The organism is Chryseobacterium sediminis (assembly GCF_008386505.1).
GTDB lineage: Bacteria > Bacteroidota > Bacteroidia > Flavobacteriales > Weeksellaceae > Chryseobacterium > Chryseobacterium sediminis.
Map to the genome: position 1 here is coordinate 1,619,340 of NZ_VUNZ01000001.1, position 20,258 is coordinate 1,639,597.

9 protein-coding genes are annotated in these 20,258 nt (G+C 38.5%); 5 read left to right on the forward strand and 4 right to left on the reverse strand.

What is annotated here, in order from left to right; all coding sequences use genetic code 11:
* Window positions 1–221 precede the first annotated feature (221 nt).
* Window positions 222–782, forward strand: a complete 561-nt coding sequence (locus tag FW780_RS07380; protein WP_149832945.1) for a TetR/AcrR family transcriptional regulator — start codon at window positions 222–224, stop codon at window positions 780–782.
* The gene (locus tag FW780_RS07385; RefSeq protein ID WP_149832948.1) at window positions 779–1,627 is read left to right on the forward strand and encodes a sialate O-acetylesterase; all 849 of its coding nucleotides are present in this window, start codon (window positions 779–781) and stop codon (window positions 1,625–1,627) included. Before FW780_RS07380 ends, FW780_RS07385 begins: the two co-directional genes overlap by 4 nt.
* A 37-nt stretch (window positions 1,628–1,664) precedes the next feature.
* Here the strand turns inward: FW780_RS07385 and FW780_RS07390 are convergent, their stop codons facing one another.
* The gene (locus tag FW780_RS07390) at window positions 1,665–2,363 is read right to left on the reverse strand and encodes a DUF1826 domain-containing protein (RefSeq protein ID WP_149832951.1); all 699 of its coding nucleotides are present in this window, start codon (window positions 2,361–2,363) and stop codon (window positions 1,665–1,667) included.
* Between the two features lie 196 nt (window positions 2,364–2,559).
* On the opposite strand from FW780_RS07390, the gene FW780_RS07395 reads away from it, so the two are divergent.
* On the forward strand, window positions 2,560–3,378 hold the full coding sequence (locus tag FW780_RS07395; RefSeq protein WP_149832954.1) for a helix-turn-helix transcriptional regulator: 819 nt from the start codon (window positions 2,560–2,562) through the stop codon (window positions 3,376–3,378).
* 2 nt (window positions 3,379–3,380) lie between these two features.
* Here the strand turns inward: FW780_RS07395 and FW780_RS07400 are convergent, their stop codons facing one another.
* The 3 genes from FW780_RS07400 to FW780_RS07410 form a co-directional block, all read right to left on the reverse strand.
* A complete protein-coding gene (locus FW780_RS07400; protein ID WP_149832957.1) occupies window positions 3,381–3,821 on the reverse strand; it encodes a YybH family protein in 441 nt (146 codons plus the stop codon).
* Between the two features lie 158 nt (window positions 3,822–3,979).
* Window positions 3,980–5,845 (reverse strand): T9SS type A sorting domain-containing protein, encoded by a 1,866-nt coding sequence (locus FW780_RS07405; protein WP_149832959.1) that lies wholly within the window; start codon window positions 5,843–5,845, stop codon window positions 3,980–3,982.
* A 71-nt stretch (window positions 5,846–5,916) separates the two neighbouring features.
* Window positions 5,917–10,806 carry a PKD domain-containing protein gene (locus FW780_RS07410; protein WP_149832962.1) on the reverse strand — a complete coding sequence of 1,630 codons (4,890 nt, stop codon included), beginning with the start codon at window positions 10,804–10,806 and terminating at the stop codon, window positions 5,917–5,919.
* Window positions 10,807–11,306: 500 nt separating this feature from the next.
* Between FW780_RS07410 and glsA the strand changes: the two genes are divergently transcribed.
* Together glsA and FW780_RS07420 are read left to right on the forward strand one after the other, a co-directional pair.
* The gene (glsA, locus tag FW780_RS07415; RefSeq protein WP_149832965.1) at window positions 11,307–12,320 is read left to right on the forward strand and encodes a glutaminase A; all 1,014 of its coding nucleotides are present in this window, start codon (window positions 11,307–11,309) and stop codon (window positions 12,318–12,320) included.
* A gap of 904 nt (window positions 12,321–13,224) precedes the next feature.
* Window positions 13,225–20,244, forward strand: a complete 7,020-nt coding sequence (locus FW780_RS07420; protein ID WP_149832968.1) for a type I polyketide synthase — start codon at window positions 13,225–13,227, stop codon at window positions 20,242–20,244.
* Window positions 20,245–20,258: the final 14 nt, after the last annotated feature.

Genomic DNA, 20,258 nt, shown 5'->3' on the forward strand with positions numbered 1-20,258 from the left:
ATAGTAATCAATTGATATTCAGTTTTAACTATTTTTGTATCGGAAAATAACCTAGCATAGCACTATAATAAAGAAAACCCTTAAATGTTATATTTAAGGGTTTTTTTTCATGCACACTCCAATAAATCACAGAATTTTTAAATAAAAATACCGATTTGAATAATTAAAAAACAAATGTCTCAATTTCGAGACATTTGTCGTATATTTGAGGTGATAAAACAATGAATACACAACAAAAAATTATCAATACCGCCATATCAGTCTTCAATGAGGATTTTTCGGCAACATTTGAAGAAATCGCGGTACGTTGTAACCTTAACCGCAGGACATTGCATCGGTATTTTAAAAACCGAAACGAACTATTAGAAGCTTGCAATGCAAATATGATGAAGGCCTGGGAAGAAGCGGCCATAAATGCTTTCAACAGCTCTACCAATCCTTTGATACAATTGGAAAACTTATTATATGCCGGCATTGACAGCGGAACAAAGTATGCCTTTTTAATTAAACTCAACGAAGTAGAGCCTGCTTATACAACCAAAATAAGTAAGGATTATTTAAAAACAAGAAATGATATATTCAGTGCAATAATAATTCTACAAAAAGAACAATTGATAGACAACGAGCTACCATTAGCGTGGATAAGAATACTCTTTACCAGCACAATCACAGCAACTATCACAGCATACAGATCGGGAGATATCGCTGCTAATGAAGTAAAAAAATTAGCCTGGAACTCATTCAGTAGAAGCATAGGTTTAGTAGTAAATAAACAAAAATGATACAATCTTTCTTAATGATAGGCCAATCCAATATGGCCGGACGCGGTTATGCAAAAGAGGTTCCGCTTATTTTTGATGAACATATTAAAATGTTGAGAAACGGCCTATGGCAGATCATGTCAGAACCCATTAATTTTGACCGTCCCAGCGCGGGTGTGGGGCTCGCTTCATCATTTGCAGCTTCCTGGAGACAGGATCATCAACAAGATGAAATCGGATTGATTCCATGTGCTGATGGAGGAACAAGTCTTGATGACTGGGCTATAGAGAATGTCTTGTTTGAGAATGCCATTTCACAAGCCAGGCTTGCCCAGCGAACAAGTGAAATTAAAGGAATCTTATGGCATCAGGGTGAAAGTGACTGTTCTCCTGAAAAGGCAGACCAATATCAGGAAAAATTTTCCAGGATTATTGATACTTTACGTAAGGAACTCAGTATTTCTGAGGTCCCACTTATCATTGGAGGATTAGGAGACTATTTACCCACCGGAATATTTGGCCAGTATTTCACACATTATTCTTTGATCAACCGCGAACTTGAGGAGTTTGCACAATCTCATGAAAACTGTTATTTTGTTTCCGTAAAAGGACTTACAGCTAATTCTGATGGCATTCATTTCAATGCACATTCACAAAGATTATTAGGAATCAGGTATTATTGTGCGTATCGGGGTCTAAAACATCTTCTGAACCCCAATATTGATGAAAATGACATTTTGAACGAAATCTACAATCGTTCTTATACCAAGACAGAAAAACTCAAGCTGCTGGAACACGAATTTGCACTTGGGAATATTGAAGGCAAGGATTATTTAATGCAACTAAAAGCTATAGGTCAAGAGTAAAAGAATACGTTAATTATTATTTTCAGCATGTAATATATCAGCAAATCAATAACAGCCGATATTCACCATCATTTTCTACAGGAGCCCTGTGAACACATGGCAATGCTTTTTGTTCGGGATGATCCACAGCGATTCTCCAAAGATGGCCCACCTGTAAGTTTACTGGTTGAGCATTGGGTTTCGGCTGATAGTGAAGATCAAAGAAATATTCTTTGAGGAAATCTTCAAATTCTTCTTCGGGGCCGTCATGTAGCTTTTTGAGCTGTTCCCGGATTTCAGGAATTAAAATTTTCTGTTCCACCTGATCATTGGGAATAATATCACTTGCTGTCCCATGATAGGTACATAAAAAAGTATCCGTCCCGATGGGTGAGCGGTCTACATGATACGAATATACATCTGTGGAAATAAAACCAAGTTCTTCATCCCGTTCATAACATTTAAGCAAATTAAGAACAGGAGATGCTCCAAAATCAGTCAATAACTGTAAATCATTTAAGATCATTTTTCTTGCTGTATCTCCTTCTTCTGATAATTGTAAGGCTAAAAGATCTTGAGCAGAAACTACTGTTATATCATCTTTCAACTGAAGTTGAGAAACAACTTCTTTAAAATCTCCAACTAAACTCCGATGCCAGCAAATTGCATTCATCGTTCCTTGAAAATGGGTGTTGACAAGTTCTGAGAATGAAGATATCACCTCTACCTGCTGATTATCAGAAAATATATTGCTCATGTTTTTGAACCAAGCAGTTTAATGGCTTAGCTGTCTACAAAAATACGGAATAGGTTATTCAAATCGGCATCACAAAAAAAATCGAATATTCTTTGATATGGAATTTTTATTTTGACATTCTTCTTTTCTAATCATATTATATTTATTCCTAACTTAGAAGAAGCTATCTCCCAATGAATTAACACCTACCACCGCTATGCAAATTTCACCTTCCGCCAGCTTAGCCCCTTACATAAAAAGCTTTACCGTTGTTACAATTGACAAGGATCTCACGGATGAAGTTTTCTATCCCAGCGGATATATAGATCTTATAATCAATATTTCCGGTGGCGCTGCAGCTACTATTATTAACGGAAAAAGAAAGGATACTCCTGATATAGAACTCCTGGGACACCTTACCCTTCCCACCCGGCTTACAGTTGCGCAGGGAACTGTGGTACTGATAGCACGGATTTATCCATATGCCGGTATTTTATTCTTTTCTGATCCTTTGTCGGAATTCACGAACTACGCTACTGATATGTATGATGTAGCAAAAAGTGAAAGCAGAGATTTGTATGACCGCATTATACAGGCTAACGGTCTCCATACAAAAATCAATATTTTAGAAACCTATTTTCTTCAACAGCTGAAAAAAAATGAAACCAGGCTAAAGAAAACCAAAATACTTCAGGAACTCAGCCAGCAGTTTTTTATGAATCATCACATATTGGATCTACCTGTAATGGCAAAGGATTCAGGGATATCGGAAAGATATATTCAAAAGCTTTATCTTACAAATATGGGCATAAGTCCTTCTTCTTTTGCAGCTGTTATCAGGTTTAACAAAAGCCTTCAGATGGTTCTCAACACTCCGCAATCACTTACAACCATAGCTTATGACTGCGGGTATTATGATCAGGCACATTTTATCAAAGAGTTTAAAAAATTTACAGGCATTAGTCCTTCTGCATCCAGACATTCAATGATTAAAAACGATACAGATCTTCAACAGGCTGTCAATATTGGTTTTTGATTTTATTTTGCATGATGATTGCTGCTGAACATATCGCGGTGCATCTTCCAGCCTTCTTTTGTATTTTTCCAGATTACGATTACTTTTCCGTCATCCAGCTTTTTACCTTCTAAATCTGTCATTTCGTAATAACTTTCTTCAGTGACTGATGCTGTACCATCACCATACAGATTCTGAATCGTAAATTTAACACGTACTTTAGGTCCACCCTTAAAGAAACTGAGTATCTGTTCTCTTCCGCAGACTGGCACTGCATTGGGTGGAAACAGACAGGCATCATCTGTATATCTTGTTAAAATAGATCCGTCATTTTTGTTAGCCAGATCGGCATAGATTGCGTTACTGGCTTCAATAGTTTTTCTTACTGTTTCCAAATCTTTAGTCTGAGCATTAGACCATGAGGTAAGCAGTAATAGTGTGTTTAAAATAAGTAACTTTTTCATTTTATTTTTTTTACAAAGCAACTACTTCCTGCAGGCAAAAAATTGTAAAATAACGAACAAGTTCATTTTTCAACCCAAAAGTATCCTATAAAAAACAGCATCCTCTTTGGAGAACACTGTTTTATATATTAGGTTATTAATTTTCAGTTTTGTTTTTTTTACTTCTTCAATATTTTTTCTGTTACTGTAGAAGATTTTGTTTTAAGTTTAATATAATATACTCCTGTCTGAAGAGAGGATAATACCACTTGCTCCTGCATGAAATTCAAAGTTCCCTGTTTTACCAGCTGTCCTGCTGCACCGAAGATTTCATAGGAAACCAAAGGTTCTTTACTTCTGATCGTAAGTACCTCCTGAACAGGATTCGGGTATAATTGTATTCCTGCCTGAACAGCTGTTTCTTCTACTGACATTTGGCTGCATGCTGATTTAGCATATTTTGTAAAAAATGATTGAGATTTCCCTCCTGCTACATTGACAGCCATTGTATTGACATTATCATTAGCATCTGTAAACAATTGGTCATGAAAAAAGCCTCCTACAATATAATTGCCATTGTTATCTGCAGCTACTGCCGTAAATTCGTCTACCACATTAAAATTACTGCGGATCTCTCCGGCTCCCAAAACAGCTCCTGTGTCTTTGTTGAGTCTAACCAATAAAGGATCTGATCTATCTCCATCAGGTCGTGTCATTGTATAGCTGCCCCAGATATCAGACCAGCTTCCTTTGGCAAAAGCTACTTCATTTCCATTAATGACAATGGTACCTTTCGTAAAACGGTAACCAAACTGAAGACCGGACATTCCTTCAGGAGTTCTTGCCCACTGCACTGAACCAGCAGCATTAAGCTTCATCACAAATGGAACGGCTTCAACATAACTTCTTAAAGGGAAAGTATAACTCCCAAAAGTTGCTGGCACCGTTATCCCATTAAAATAACGTCCTGAAATATAGATATCCGAAGTAGCCGGATCTTTTATAATGGAATGAATTTCATCATCCGTGCTTACCGAGCCATTATCAAGTTCTTTTCTCCATACCTCTACTCCGGTAGTTCCATCAAAAGCCAATACATAAGCAGCTTTGGTAAATGGTACATTATTATAGGAAAGATCGATCAGGTTACTAAACCCAGCATCCATTCTTTTTCCTGCAAGATAATAGCGATTTAAGCTTTCATCGTACACCAGATTTACTTTACCTTCTCTTCCCACCGCATTTATTGCATCTCCGGTGATAGGAAGAAGTACAGGTGCTGCAGGGGTCATATTACCATTATCATAGTTGAATTTAACGGCATAATACTGATAGGTTGAGGTAAAAGTTGACGGTACTGTAATTAAACCATTCAAATGAGTTCCCGCCCGGAATCCCATAACAGCATGAATGTTTTTGGAAGAATCCATATACATCATCTGGACATCGCACATTCGGGTAGAATAATTAACATCTCCCTGCAAAGGCTTGCTCCATGCCAATGTACCGTCAGATGTATTATATTTTAACAGAAAGGCTGCTTTATGAGCAGGATCTATCGTTTGATCATAGTGGGTATACAAAGGTAAGGTATGGGTATCATCAAAATGCACCGGAACGGCACTCGGATCTCCCACATATGAATTATTATAAATGGTGGCCATCACATATAACCCCCCATTATTATCGACTTTAATGTGCCATGCATTTTCTCCGTCTCCCGATCCTCCTATTGGTCTGGACCATCTTATATTTCCTTCACAATCGGCAGAGAACAGAAAAAGGTCACTAAGCCCATAATTGTTTACAGAGGTACCATTCAGGTTTTGTCCCTGCTCACGCATCGTGGAGAGAAAATAGGTATTGTTGTTGTTATCCACTACAATATCCCTTATTGATTCATCAAATACATAATGAAATCCGGGATCAGCCGAACCTGTTATTCCTCCAGCCTGCTTTCCCCATTGCCATTGGTAAGTCTGGCTAAAAGATAATGCCGGCAGTATAAGAAGCAGTCCCCACAGTTTGTTTTTTAATTGTATCATAAAAATTCATTTAATTATCACATACTATAAAAAGACAGTGTCCTCCTAAGAGAACACTGCTTTATAAGCTACTAATTTTTAATTAGTTTTCCTTGTAATGAGGTGTCTCCCGTTTGTACAATAACAATGTAAACACCTTGCAGCCAGCTGTTAACTTCTACGTCTACCTCTCCGGAAGCCGCTTTTAGTTCTTTACGGAATTTGACATTGCCCATGGCATCAAAAACTGTAATCTGTTTTGCAAGTAATTTTTCATTGCCCGTATTATACGAGATTTTCACTTTTTCCTTCGCAGGATTTGGTATCATTTTCAGAGAAGAAACTGAAGCAGCAATTACGCTTCTTCCTGCGCTTCTCATACCTATCCACTCCGGATCTGATGCTTTGGTAGTAAACTTACAAGTTTCATTTGAGAATAAAATCTCATCAGTACCCTGGAAGTTTGAGTTTGGATAGAATGATAATGGATTAGCGTTCATATCATAGACTCCTCCTGCCGGAATAGTAATGATAGACGGAATATAACTTCCATATCCGTTAAGACTCGAAACTGTAAGACTTATCGGCTGGCTTCCTGCATTTTGAAGAATACCATTAACTTCGTAATGATCTCCAACCCATTTCATTCCTTTGATATTTGTCTCAAGCTTACATTCTGTTTCAAATCCACATTCTTTGCCCGGATAGTAATTCATAGTTCCGGAAGTGAACTGACATCCTAAATGATCAATCTGAAGCTGATATGTTCCCGGAGCATTGATATAAAGCGGATAGATGAAATTATTATTTCCGCTTTGGATACTGTTTCCGAACAGCTGCCAGTCATGATGATCAAAGATTCCTTTTGGTCCTAAAATATAATTCTTTCTAAGACATTCATCATAACATCCTGTAGGGAATACCCACATCAAGCTCTCAAGACTTAATGGAACTTCTGTATAATTACTTACTTTACAGCCGCTTGGCGCAGTATAAATAACCTGATAAGCACCACCTTCATTTACCGTAATAGACTGACCTGTCATTCCATTACTCCAGTTGTAATCTCCTGCAGATGGCCCGGAAGCTGTTAACTTAATTTTATAAGGCTGACAGCTCACCAAACTATAGGTTACCGTAACCGGTGATGGTGGAGGACTTACCGTAATAGTAAAGTTTTTAGAACTTGTACATCCTGATGTACCCGGAGTTCTTACTTCCAGCGTATAAACATAGGTACCTGCGGTTAATGTTCCTGTATCAAAAACAATCGGATAAGGGGCAGTACTCCATGGAGCTGATGCCAATCCTCCGTTTTTCTTCCATTGATATTCCAATGTATTATCCGTTACAATACCGCTAAGGATTGTAGAAGATCCTTCACAGATATTAGCTTTTCCGGATATGTTAACATATGGAGGATTTTTAAGCGTTACAGGTATTGCTTTAGTACTCATGATACTTGTTCTACATCCATCTGAAGATACCAGCACCGGCCAGTAGCTACCTGATTGAGTTGGAGTGAAGACTGGAGAACTCGGCGCTCCAGCCACAGGCTGAGAACCATTCATCCAGATATACTGACTTGGAGATCCAAGAGTACTTGTAAATATGATATTAGGCGCACTTCCTATACAAGCAACAAGAGCCGGAGGCGCCATATTACCATCAAGAGTAGCCTCTTTCACACTAATATTAATGACAGGAGAAGAATATTCACATCCATTAGGAGTTTTTATTTTCAGCTGTATTGTCTTTGTTCCGCTCGTATTGTAAGTAATCGTAGCATCTGGTCCTCCGGTTACATAAGATGTACCATCAAAGACCCAGGTATAAATATTTCCGGGAACATATGACAGCGGAGAGAACGTAATCGCCTCACGTACACATATCCATGCCGGAACCAGGAAGCTTGTACTTGGAACCGGAGCCAATGTAACAGTCTGCGTAGTAGTACACGTTGGTTTTCCAGGTGCAGACATTGTCATTGTAAAGGTGTAAGTACCTGGCGCCAGATTGTTATAAGTAGCCGTTTGTCCTGTTTGAGTAGGCTGTCCCGGGCTGGTGAATGTATATGTAATAGTTGACGGATTGATTTCAAATATAGTAGATGTATTGAAAAGAGTTACATTGTAACCACCTCCGTTACATACTGTGCTTACATTGAATTTAGGTTCGTAATTCTTTCTTACTTCTACTCCTTTGCTGTACCAGCATGTACCGTATCTTAAACGTACGAAAACAATATGTGCTGCGGCAAGATTCGTCTGATAGATCGGTGTAGCTGTTCCCTGTCCGGAAGACAAAGTAAGTACACTATCTGACAACCACTGAATCTCGTCAGGAGTTCCAACGTAAGATAAACCGGTAACAGAAATTGTGTTACACCCTGACCATTGTGGAACAAAACTAATCTGTGGGTCTGTTGTACAACCTCCGCTGCTAGGACATAGCTGAGTTACATTAACATTCTGAGAATACACCACACAGTTATTAATATCTACTGCCTGTACTTTATAAGTTCCAAAAGCACCTGCACCTGATATTGTATATGAGTTCGTATTAGCTCCCGGTATGATTCCATTGTTTTTATACCATTGCCATGAAATAATATTCGTAAGCCCTGTAGAACTGTTTGCCGTAAGAGTATACGGTGTCATTGTCGTAGGGTCACAAACAGTGATATTATACACCGGAGAAATTGTAATAACTGTCTCTGGATAAATAGTAAAGTTTGCGCTTGCTGTTGGCTTATAATTACATCCGTTAGTTCCCGTATACGTTACAGTAACTATCTGAGAAACATTACTTCCTGAAGTATTTGAGATATATCCATTATTCGGGAAGCTATAATTTCCTGACGGATTGAAAGCTGTAGTATAAGTTGTTCCGTTAGCAAATGTAAAAGTAACATTGGTAGCCGTAGTAATTGTACCCTGATTCACAGTGAAAGAAAGGTTTGAACCTAAGCAAACTCCGCCTACATTGGTAAAGTTTACTACCGGCAGTGTTATTAACGACACCGGTATGCTGATAATTTTCGTTACCCCGCATTTTACAATTCTTAAATTCAGAGTTGTGCTGCTTGTAGAAGAGATCTCGTTGAAGTTTACAGTAATATTAGCGGTACCCTGTCCTCCAATCACACTTCCGAAGTTGGAACTTCCAAATGTCCATTCCATAAATTCCGGAACAATTCCGTTCAGATTAGCACTGAAAGTCTGAGTACTACTCGGACAGAAAGGCCCTGGATTAGGATTAATTGTAATAGAGTTAAGATCTAAAGGTGCTACATTAAACGAAGTCGGAGCCGAAAGGCATCCTGCGCTGCTGATAGATTTATTCTGTGCAGACACGGTATACGAAGAAGCACCAGCATTAAATATAACCGTTACAGAAGATCCCGAATTACTTCCCTGAATCGTTCCGTTGGTAACACTCCAAACCGGAACCATTCCGGCATCAACAGGGTTGATCGTATACACATAAGGTCTTCCGGAACATACTTTTGTCTCTCCGGAAATAGTACCTGTAGGCACCTGAGGAATTGGTAATACCTTAATAATTCTTGCATTGCTTTCACAGCCTCCACCTTGTTTAGTAGCAGTAATTGTATAAGTGCCTGCTGCTGTAAATGTATGGGTAAATGGCCCTGTTGTTACTCCTGAAACAAAAGAAGATCCACCTGTGGTTACTTTCCAGATAACAGGCACATTAGGGTTAGTTGTAAATACCTGGCTTGTTCCTGCACAGATCTCATCAGTACCACCACTTACCACTACCGGTGCTTCCACTACAATATCAATAGAAGCCTGACCTTCACATGGTAATAAAGTATTGTGATAGTTTGCTACAAGGTGATAAGTACCAGGTTGATTTGCAGAAAAAATAGCTTCGTTTCTCTGTTGAGTATAATATAACTGTCCTCCTGCAGGACCCGTTACGTTCCATTGAACACTGGTTGTAGGCCATTGAGGAATTGAATACGTATATTGCTTACCTGCACACACTACCGCCTGTCCTTTCACTTTTGCATGGGCTAAAACTACAGGAATTTTGATGGTAGTCCATTCAGGGCAAGCACATTCAGATAAATACATTACATAACCAAAACCATCAAGCGGATCTACCTGATCCCACTTCACTTCGATTTCGCTTCCGAAATTATTCACAATAGATCCTCCAATCACTTTCCACTGTCCTTTACCACATCCGTCCTGTGCGCTGTATTTTTCAACACTGCCTTCACATACTACAGATGCACAGTTAATCTGTACAGGATCTGATTTTAGTACCTTGATCTCCTTTTTATATATACTTTGGCAGCCACACTTATTGGTTACAGTCAGCCGAACAGTAAAGGTACCAGGGTTAGTATACACATGAGAAGGTTCAAAAGCTGTGGAAGTGGAAGTAGCTCCATCCCCAAACTCCCAGAAATAATTGATAATATCCGATCCTCCGTTTTGTTCAGAAAGGTTATCAAAATACACCGTTGTATTTTTACATACAGTATAATCCAGGTTTAACAATTCAAATTTAGCAATCGGTCTGTTGATTTTTTCAATACAAATCGTCTGAGTTTCAACAGTTCCGTCATTGTATGTAATAACAGCCTGTAAAGAGCCATTACCTGCCGCTCCCCAGGTAACATACGCAGCGGTATTTCCTGGTCCTGAAGGGCTTAAAGATCCTCCCGAAATAGTCCATTGTACATTAGAAACATTCGCTCCCTGAACAAGATATTTGACAGGATCTAATGATTTCTCACAGACACGCAGACATTGGGAAGAGTTGATGTAGGAAACAGCGACTCCATTGTCAGGAATCTGGTCTTCTTTTTCGCCACGGAATTCCTGGCATCCGACCTGTTCAGTCCATGTAATTCGAGCTTGTGCTTGTAGTACCCAGGGTACCAAAAGCCAACATAGTAGCAGCCATCTAAAGATATGCCCCCTACTAAAATAGGTGTTGTTTTTCATAGTTATTAAAAAAGTGTTATTAATTTTTTGTCAAATTAATAAAAATAACAATACAAAAATCATTTAATAGTGAAAAAAATAACATTATTTCACTATTGAATTTCAACTATATAGACAAATTCATGATTATATGTTATTTCACCAACATATTAATTATATAAAAAAAATCTACTCATTCTCAATATCTGCGGATTCACGAGGTTTTCAACAAAATAAAATACTTAATTTTCGTCTATTCAAAAACCAAATCAATAACTAAGAACTTAATTTATTGATATTTTACTAAATAAATTTATTTTACATTAAAATAAATCACTTGAAAAATTACAAAAACGAAAGCTAATTTTTAAATTAAATTTCTCACTACCAACACCATCTTCCTACAGTCTTTTCAATACAAGATTAACGGCTATAATAAATGAGCATTGCCGACAAGATCAAAATATTCTATCTTTGTTTTTCGAGGCTTATCATAAACATTTTATTTGAAGATCTTCCCTATGAAAAACAACAGCTTTTTATTTTCTGCAAAAGGAATTTGTACCGCAGCTTTTCTTTCCTTAAACACAATAGTTTACGCTCAGAAAACCGCAGACATTTCAACAATTTCAGAAAAAACGTTAAACACCATTCTGGAAAAAAACAGAGCCTATTACACACAAGGCAAAGTGGCAGATTATATTCCTGAACTGGGAAAAATGGATGCTAAAGCAATTGCCTTTTCAGTAGTAGATAAAAACGGAAAAGTATTCAACACGGGTGATGTAAGTAAAAAATTCACCATGCAGAGTATCTCCAAAATCATATCATTAATGGTGGCTGTAAATGAAAAAGGTGAAGCTCACATTTTTGATAAGATGGGATATTTCGGTTCCGATAAACCCTTCAACCATTTTTCAAACCTTGAAACCACAGGCAAACCCCTTAATCCTATGATGAATGCAGGGGCTATTCTTACCACTTCATTAATTTCAGGAGATGGTGAGAAACCTTTCCTTAAGATCCTGGACATGGTAAGGTATATTACCAAAAATCAGACAATTGAGTATAACAAATCGGTTTATGAATCCGAAAAAGCAACCGGGCACCGTAACAGAGGTATGTTTTACATCATGAAAAACAGCGGGCTGATTTCCGGAAATGAAGACCAGCTGGATAATTATTTCAAGCAATGTTCTATTGAGCTTACCGCTGAAGACCTTGCAAAAATCGGTTATTTCTTTGCCAACCAATGTGTAAGGTTTGACGGTGATACTACTTATAAGAATGCAGATATGGCAAAACTGGTAGAATCACAAATGCTGACTGCCGGAATGTATGAATTCAGTGGTGAATACTCCAGAACCGTAGGCCTTCCAAGTAAATCCGGTGTTGGAGGGGGAATTACCGTAAGTGTTCCCGGAAAAATAGGAATTGGGGTATTCAGCCCATCTTTGGATCAGCATGGTAATTCACTGGCTGGATATCATATGATTTTGGACCTTGCAAAACAATACGGATTAAGTATATTTTAGAATCTAAAAGCCTGTCACCGGATAATAAAATACCCGACAATATTAAAAAGGCTTTATTTATAAGAAAAAACTTAACGATCAATCTATTTAAAAACAGTAAGTATATCAGATACTTACTGTTTTTTTATGAATTTCGGAAAGATATTTTAATTATTCATTAAAATATCTATCTGTTTATTTATCAAAAAGATAGATAAAGTTCACAAATAATTTAAATTAAATCACAATATATTGATTAATTTTACATAAATTCGCATATCCGTTTTATCAGATTGATAAAGGTTATTCTTACAGTTTCGGACCCCATCTATAGTATATTATCTTTTTGTAATATACCCGAAAACAAATCTCTCATTTTTGAAATATTCTATTTTTTATTCCTATATTTGCTTAACATTTTTTTAACTATAAATATTTATAGTTATAGTTAATAAGATTGTACCGGCCATGTTTATAAGAATAAATAAACAATAAATATACTTTAATAGCATTTGAACAATTGATAATTTTCTATTAAAAAATCATTATCAAATTACATTTATGATTGAAGATATATTATAGTTTTATTATTTTTATTCTCTCATAACAGTAAATCACGATTTATACCAATGGTATTAGTGTTTTGCTATGAGATATCATTAACTATTCCTATACCGTAAATGCTATGAAAAACTTGACCAAAATCAGGCTGATGCCTTTTGAAAAGCCGGATATCGACCTTATATCATATAATCTATTAACAAACGATAGATTCTTGAATAATTGCCATAAAACGACATACATCGTTAACGATTTAACAAAAACCAATTTTATTATATCGTAGCAAAAATCATTTGCCTTATTACCGAAAGGCCCTGCATTTTTTGTTATGAAACTCTTGCTATCATTCAATAATTATCACGCCATGAAAAACTTAACCATTATTGGACTAACGCCTTTTGAAAAACCGGACGTTAACCTTATTCCTAAACTGCATCAGGCGGGTGCATTTCCCGTTCTAAGTTTAGGAAATGAGTTAGTGACTGCCCAGGAAGCGTTACATCAACTTGATCAGATAGACGTACCATCGTATGGTATTTATTTTTCTAATGACAATTTCACCGCTCTTCAAATTCCTGAAAAAGTAAGGTTTGCAATCCTTCCGTTCGGAATGTCTAAACCTCAAAACCTGCCTGTAGTTTATCAGGTAACCAGTTTGGAAGAGGCCAGACAAGCTGAACAATCAGGAGCAGAAGGAATCATTATCAAAGGGAATGAAGCAGGTGGATGGGTAGGCTATGAATCCACGTTTGTATTATTTCAGCGTGTGATCAAAGAAATTCAGAACATTCCGGTGTGGGTACAGGGAGGAATAGGTCTCCATACTGCAGCGGCATCAAAAGCATTGGGAGCAACAGGAGTTGTACTGGACAGCCAGCTGGCACTGTTCCCTGAAAGTTCAGTTCCTAAAGATCTGAAAGAAGTTTGCTCAAAGCTGAATGGTACGGAAACTAAGGTGATTGCTAATCATCGTGTATTGGTAAGACCCAATTCACCGGTATTACCAGAAAACACAACGACTAAAGATCTGAAACAGTACTTCAACGGTCTGGATCTTAGTACATGTTATATCCCTATGGGACAAGACATTTCGCTGGCAACAGATCTGTATGAGGATTTCAAAACCTTGAAAAAACTGGTTTTCGGATTCAAAGAAGCCATGTATGGACACCTTAAGCAGGCAAAAGCACTTAAAGTAATTGATAAAGACAACTCTTTAGCTCAGGAACTGGGTCTTCGTTATCCCATCGCTCAAGGTCCAATGACGCGTGTAAGCGATGTTCCGCTATTTGCCAATGCAGTAGCAGACGCCGGAGCTTTACCTTTTGTTGCCTTATCGTTATTGAAAGGAGAATCCGCCAAGTCTCTGGTAATGGATACCAAAAAACTTGCTGGTGAAAAAACATGGGGTGTAGGAATTTTAGGATTTGCACCACAGGAATTAAGAGATGAACAGACATCCTATATATTAGAAGCCAAACCTCCCGTAGTTTTGATTGCGGGCGGAAGACCAGCTCAGGCTAAAGTATTTGAAAAAGCCGGAATAAAATCATTCTTACACGTTCCTTCCCCTGCCCTTCTGGATATTTTCCTGAAAGAAGGTGCCAGAAACTTCATTTTTGAAGGACGTGAGTGCGGAGGCCACGTAGGTCCGCTTTCAAGTATGGTTCTTTGGGAAAAACAAATTGAACGTATCTTAAAAGAAGAACACCCTGAAAACATCAGTGTCTTTTTTGCAGGAGGAATTCATAATGCTTTTTCAACAGCGTTTGTTTCTATCATGACTGCGCCATTAGCTGCAAGAGGAGTAAAAATTGGGGTACTGATGGGTACTGCTTATCTTTATACACATGAGGCTGTACAGACGGGAGCCATTCAGGAAGAATTCCAGTCGCAGGCTATGCAGGCAAAAGATACCGTTCTATTGGAAACAGCACCAGGACACGAAACCCGTTGTTTAAATACTGCATTTGCTCACCATTTCAATACAGAAAAAGCAAAGCTCCTTGCTGCAGGTATGGATAAAAAACAGGTGTGGGAACAGCTTGAAAAATTAAATGTAGGCCGTTTAAGAATTGCGGCTAAAGGTATAGAACGTCAGGGTGATAAACTTGTCAATATTCCTAAAGATGATCAATTAGACTTAGGAATGTATATGATTGGCCAGGTCGCTACCATGCACAATCGTGTAATTTCATTGGCTGCCCTTCATCAAAGTGTAGTTGACAATTACGAACATGTTCAGAATGCGAAATTACCGGAAGAACCAGTTTCTACGGAAAAACCTCTGGATATCGCTATTGTAGGAATGGAATGTATTTTCCCGGGTGCTAAAAACCTTGATGAATACTGGAGAAATATTATTTTAGGAAAAGATAGCGTTACCGAAGTACCGGATGAAAGATGGAATAAAGAATTGTATTACCACCCGGATTCTGACGGACCGGATGTGTCTCACTCCAAATGGGGTGGATTTATTCCTAAAATTGATTTTGATCCTTTGGCATTCGGAATTCCGCCACAATCTCTTGCTGCCATTGAACCTACACAATTGTTGACCTTATTGGTCGCAAAACGTGCAATGGAGGATGCAGGATATGGTGAAAAACACATCAACAGAGAAAACATTTCTGTAATTATAGGTGCTGAAGGAGGAAATGACCTTGCCAACAGCTATAGTTTCAGAGGATATTATAAGCAGGTTTTCGGAGAACTTCATGAAGAAGTAAAAGAAGCCTTCCCACATACCACAGAAGACTCATTCCCGGGTATTCTTGCCAATGTTATCGCAGGTAGGATTACAAACCGACTGGATCTTGGCGGTAGAAACTTTACGGTAGATGCAGCGTGTGCATCTTCATTAGCTGCTATTGATCTGGCTTGTCAGGAACTTGTATTAGGAAAATCTGATATGGTTCTTGCCGGAGGAGCAGATTTACACAACGGAATCAATGATTACCTGATGTTCTCCAGTACTCATGCTCTATCCAGAAAAGGAAGATGTGCTACATTCGATGGTGATGCAGACGGTATTGCCCTTGGAGAAGGTATTGCTATTCTTGTTTTAAAAAGATATGAAGACGCGGTACGTGATGGTGATCGTATTTATTCGGTGATCAAAGGAGTTGGCGGATCCAGTGATGGTAAAGCACTGGGATTAACTGCTCCAAGACAGATAGGTCAGGTAAGAGCATTAGAACGTGCTTATTCCCAAGCTGGTATCAGTGCTGCTTCTGTAGGTCTTGTAGAAGCTCACGGTACTGGAACTGTAGTGGGTGACAAAACTGAATTAAGTGCATTAACTAACCTATTCAGTCGTTCAGGTGCATTACCGGGGCAGACTCATTTAGGTTCAGTGAAGACACAGATCGGGCATACAAAATGTGCTGCGGGATTAGCTGGTTTAATAAAAGCTTCCCTTGCGGTATATCACGGAGTAAAACCACCTACACTTCACCTTCAGCAGCCTAATGCTTATTATAATGCAGAAACAAGTCCATTTGCCTTCCATGCAGAAAGCGGATTATGGGCAGAGAAAAACCGTTATGCAGGAATCAGTGCTTTTGGATTTGGAGGAACGAACTTCCATACGGTAATTGCCAATCATTCTAAGCAGGATAATTCAATCGCGATGCAGTCATGGCCTTCAGAGCTTTTTGTTTTCCGTGGAGATACTTACGAAGAAGCAAAAGGACAATCAAGCCAGATTAAAGCTTTATTAGAAATCAATGATGGTATTCCGTTAAAAGATATTGCTTACAGTTTAAGCATCAGCTCAGAAAAGCCAATCCAATTCAGTATTGTTGCAGACACTGCTGAAGATCTGATGATGAAGCTTGAACTGGTACTGCTAGGGATTGAGACAAAAGACACATTTACCGTAAATAAAAAAGAAGGTAAAGTAGCTTTCACATTCCCTGGACAAGGTAGCCAGAGAATCAACATGGCTCGTGACTTATTCGTCGTTTTCCCTGCTATGCGTAAGATTATTGATGAATATCCTGAACTTGAAAAAGTAGTTTTCCCATCTAAAACCTTTAATGAAGCTGATTTAAAACAACAAAAAGAAACCATTAAAGATACCCGTTTAGCGCAACCACTTTTAGGAATTGTAGACCTTGCACTGGCTAAGTTCTTAGAATCATTAGGCATTATTCCTGATATGCTGGCAGGTCACAGCTATGGTGAAATACCGGCTTTATGCTTTGCAGGGGTATTTGGAGAAGATAAGCTGGTTGACTTAAGTGTTCAGAGAGCTCAGTCTATTTTAGACTCAGTGGAAGGCGGAGATCCAGGTTCAATGCTGGCAGCAAGTGCTACCGCGGAACGCTTACAACCAATCATTACTAAAGTAGAAGGATGTTATCCTGTGAACTTCAATGCTCCTACACAATGTGTTATTGCAGGAAGTACAGAAGCAATCAACAAATTACTGGAAGTTCTTAAACAGGAAGGTATTTCTGCTAAAAAGCTGGAGGTTGCATGTGCATTCCACAGTCCATTATTGGCAAAATCCAAGGATTTATATGCTGAGGTATTGAAAGAAGTACCGTTCGGGGAAATGCAGATTCCTGTTTGGTCTAATACTACAGCTGAAATATATCCGTCAAATCCGTCTGAAATAAAAGAAAGACTTACTGATCATTTAGTACAGCCTGTAAGATTCGTAGAACAGCTTCAGGCCATGTATAACGACGGTGCAAGAATATTCATCGAAGTAGGGCCAGGAAAAGTACTTACCGGATTAACCAAATCCTGTCTTGAAAAAGATCAGCTGACCTTATATGTAGAAGATAACAGCCGTAATAAATTCAGCCACCTGCTTTGCATGCTGGCACAATATTTAGGAACAGGCCGAAGCTTCAATATTGATAAACTTTTCGATGGCCGAAGCGTTAAGGTTATTGATCTTAACCAACCTGAGCTTTACAAGAAAAGCCCCGCCATCTGGCGTGTAAACGGGCAGACTGCCCACCCAACTCATGGTAATCTGCCATCTAATGGTGCTTTACCACTAATAAACCCTATTCCCATGAACAATTTTACTAATAATCCACAGGCTCCTGCAACCGAAGCTCAGTCTACTGCTGAACGCATGCTGCAGGAATATTTAAACAGTATGAAATTAATGATACAGGCACAGCGTGATGTGATGCTTTCCTTTATGGGGCAGAATCCTCAGGCGTTCCCTGCTCCTGTATACCATTCACCCGTACAGACTCCTGCACACCAGCCAATATCTGCCATTCCGGTTCAGCCTGTTCAACAGGAAAAACCGGTAGCCGTTGCAGCTGTGAAGCAAGCGCCTTCAAGAGATATCAAATCCTTATTACTACAGGTAGTAAGTGACAAAACAGGATATCCTCAGGAAATGCTGGGTATGGAAATGGACCTGGAAGCTGATTTAAGTATTGATTCTATTAAAAGAGTTGAAATCATAGGAACCCTTCGTAATGAACTGGGAACTCTGGGCAACGGAAATACCAGTGAAGATACCGTTATGGAACAGTTAGCAGGAATAAAAACCTTAAGCGGTCTTGTTTCATGGCTTACTGAATTCTCAGGAGCAGGAACAACTGCTGCCCCTGAAAAAAACGGATCAGCAGCTGAAACCATTACTTCACAAGCTCAGCCGGCTTTCTCTTTTGAAGACCTTCAAAATGCTATTCTGAATATTGTAAGTGAAAAAACAGGATATCCAAAAGAAATGTTAGGTCTTGATCTTGACTTGGAGGCAGATTTAAGTATAGATTCCATTAAACGTATGGAAATCATCGGTGATCTTAAAACTAAGATCGGGTTTGGTCAAAACCTTGAACAGGCTGATGATGTCATGGAAAAGCTGGCTGCTATTAAAACCCTTCGCGGTCTGGCAAGCTGGATCAGCGAAATGAATGGTGAAGCGAACGAAACCAGTAACGAAATCAAGGAAACAAACACTGTAGAGCCAACGCTAAACGTACTTTCACGTCTTCGTTTTGATATTACTCCTACAGACGCCTCTTTAGTACAAAATACAGAAGTATTGCAGGGAAAACGTTTTGCCATTACTCAGGATGACAGCAAACAGACTTCCGCGATCAAAGAAGCTTTAGAAAAACATGGAGCTATCGTAGAATTGGTAGATACAGAAAAAGATCTTTCAAATATTGACGGATTAATTATGCTGGACCTGTTCTCAGCTGTTGACAAACCAAGCATTATCGATCACGTAGATCTGATCAAAAAACTGGATTTTGATAAAGCTAAATGGGTATACCTTATTTCAGATATTCCGGCTCATCTTCAGGAAATCACTGATGTAAGCATATTGCGTCATCATCAGGGGTATCCGGGACTTTTCAAAAGTCTGGCAAGAGAATTTGACAATACCACTTGCAGATTGATCAGTCTAAGCACTCCTCAGGAAGTAGATCAGATAGCTGAAATTACATTAAAGGAAATCCTTACTAACGATAAACCAGCAGAGATCATTTACAAAAATGACCAAAGACATAAAGTAGACATTATCCCTTCCCCATTGTCAACAAGTCTGAATGAAGCACATATTCAATTGGATAAAAAGTCTGTGGTCCTGGTATTGGGAGGTGCTCAAGGAATTACTGCTGAATTGGTAAAACATATGTCTCAGGCTTATCCTTGTACCTATATTCTGGTAGGAAGATCAGCAGATCCGAGAAATGAAATTTCTGCAAAAGAATTTGAAGGAATGAAAACCAAAGAGGAAATCAGAGGTTTCCTTATTAAATCCGGTCAATTTACATCTCCTGCAGAAATAGAAAAAGAAACGACCAAGATTTTCAAAAATAATCAGATCCTACGTACAATCCGTGATATGGAAGACCTTGGAAACACCATTATTTACCAATCATTGGACCTTTGTGATGAAGAAGGTTTGAGTAATCTTATAAGCAATATCTATGAAAAATACGACCGCCTTGACGGAGTAATTCATGGAGCAGGTCTTTTAGAAGATAAATTATTCAAACAAAAGACAACAAGCTCTTTCGGACGTGTATTTGATACCAAAGTAAAACCACTTCGTGTATTGGCTGAACAACTTCGTACCGACTGCCAGTTTGTAGTATTATTTTCGAGTATCGCTTCCGTGTACGGTAACAAAGGACAGACAGATTATGCTGCTGCCAACAGTGTACTGGATGATTACGCGAACGCTTTAAACAAAAGGTTAAAAGGAAAAGTAATCTCTATCAACTGGGGACCATGGAAAGGAGCCGGAATGGTTTCTTCCACCCTTGAATCAGAATACGAACGCAGAGGAATTTCCATGATTCCATTGGATGAAGGGAAAGAAATCTTCCTTAACGAAATAAAATACGGAACTGAAAGCCAGGTGCTGATCATGTCAGGAAATAATTGGTAAAACTCTGTAGAAAC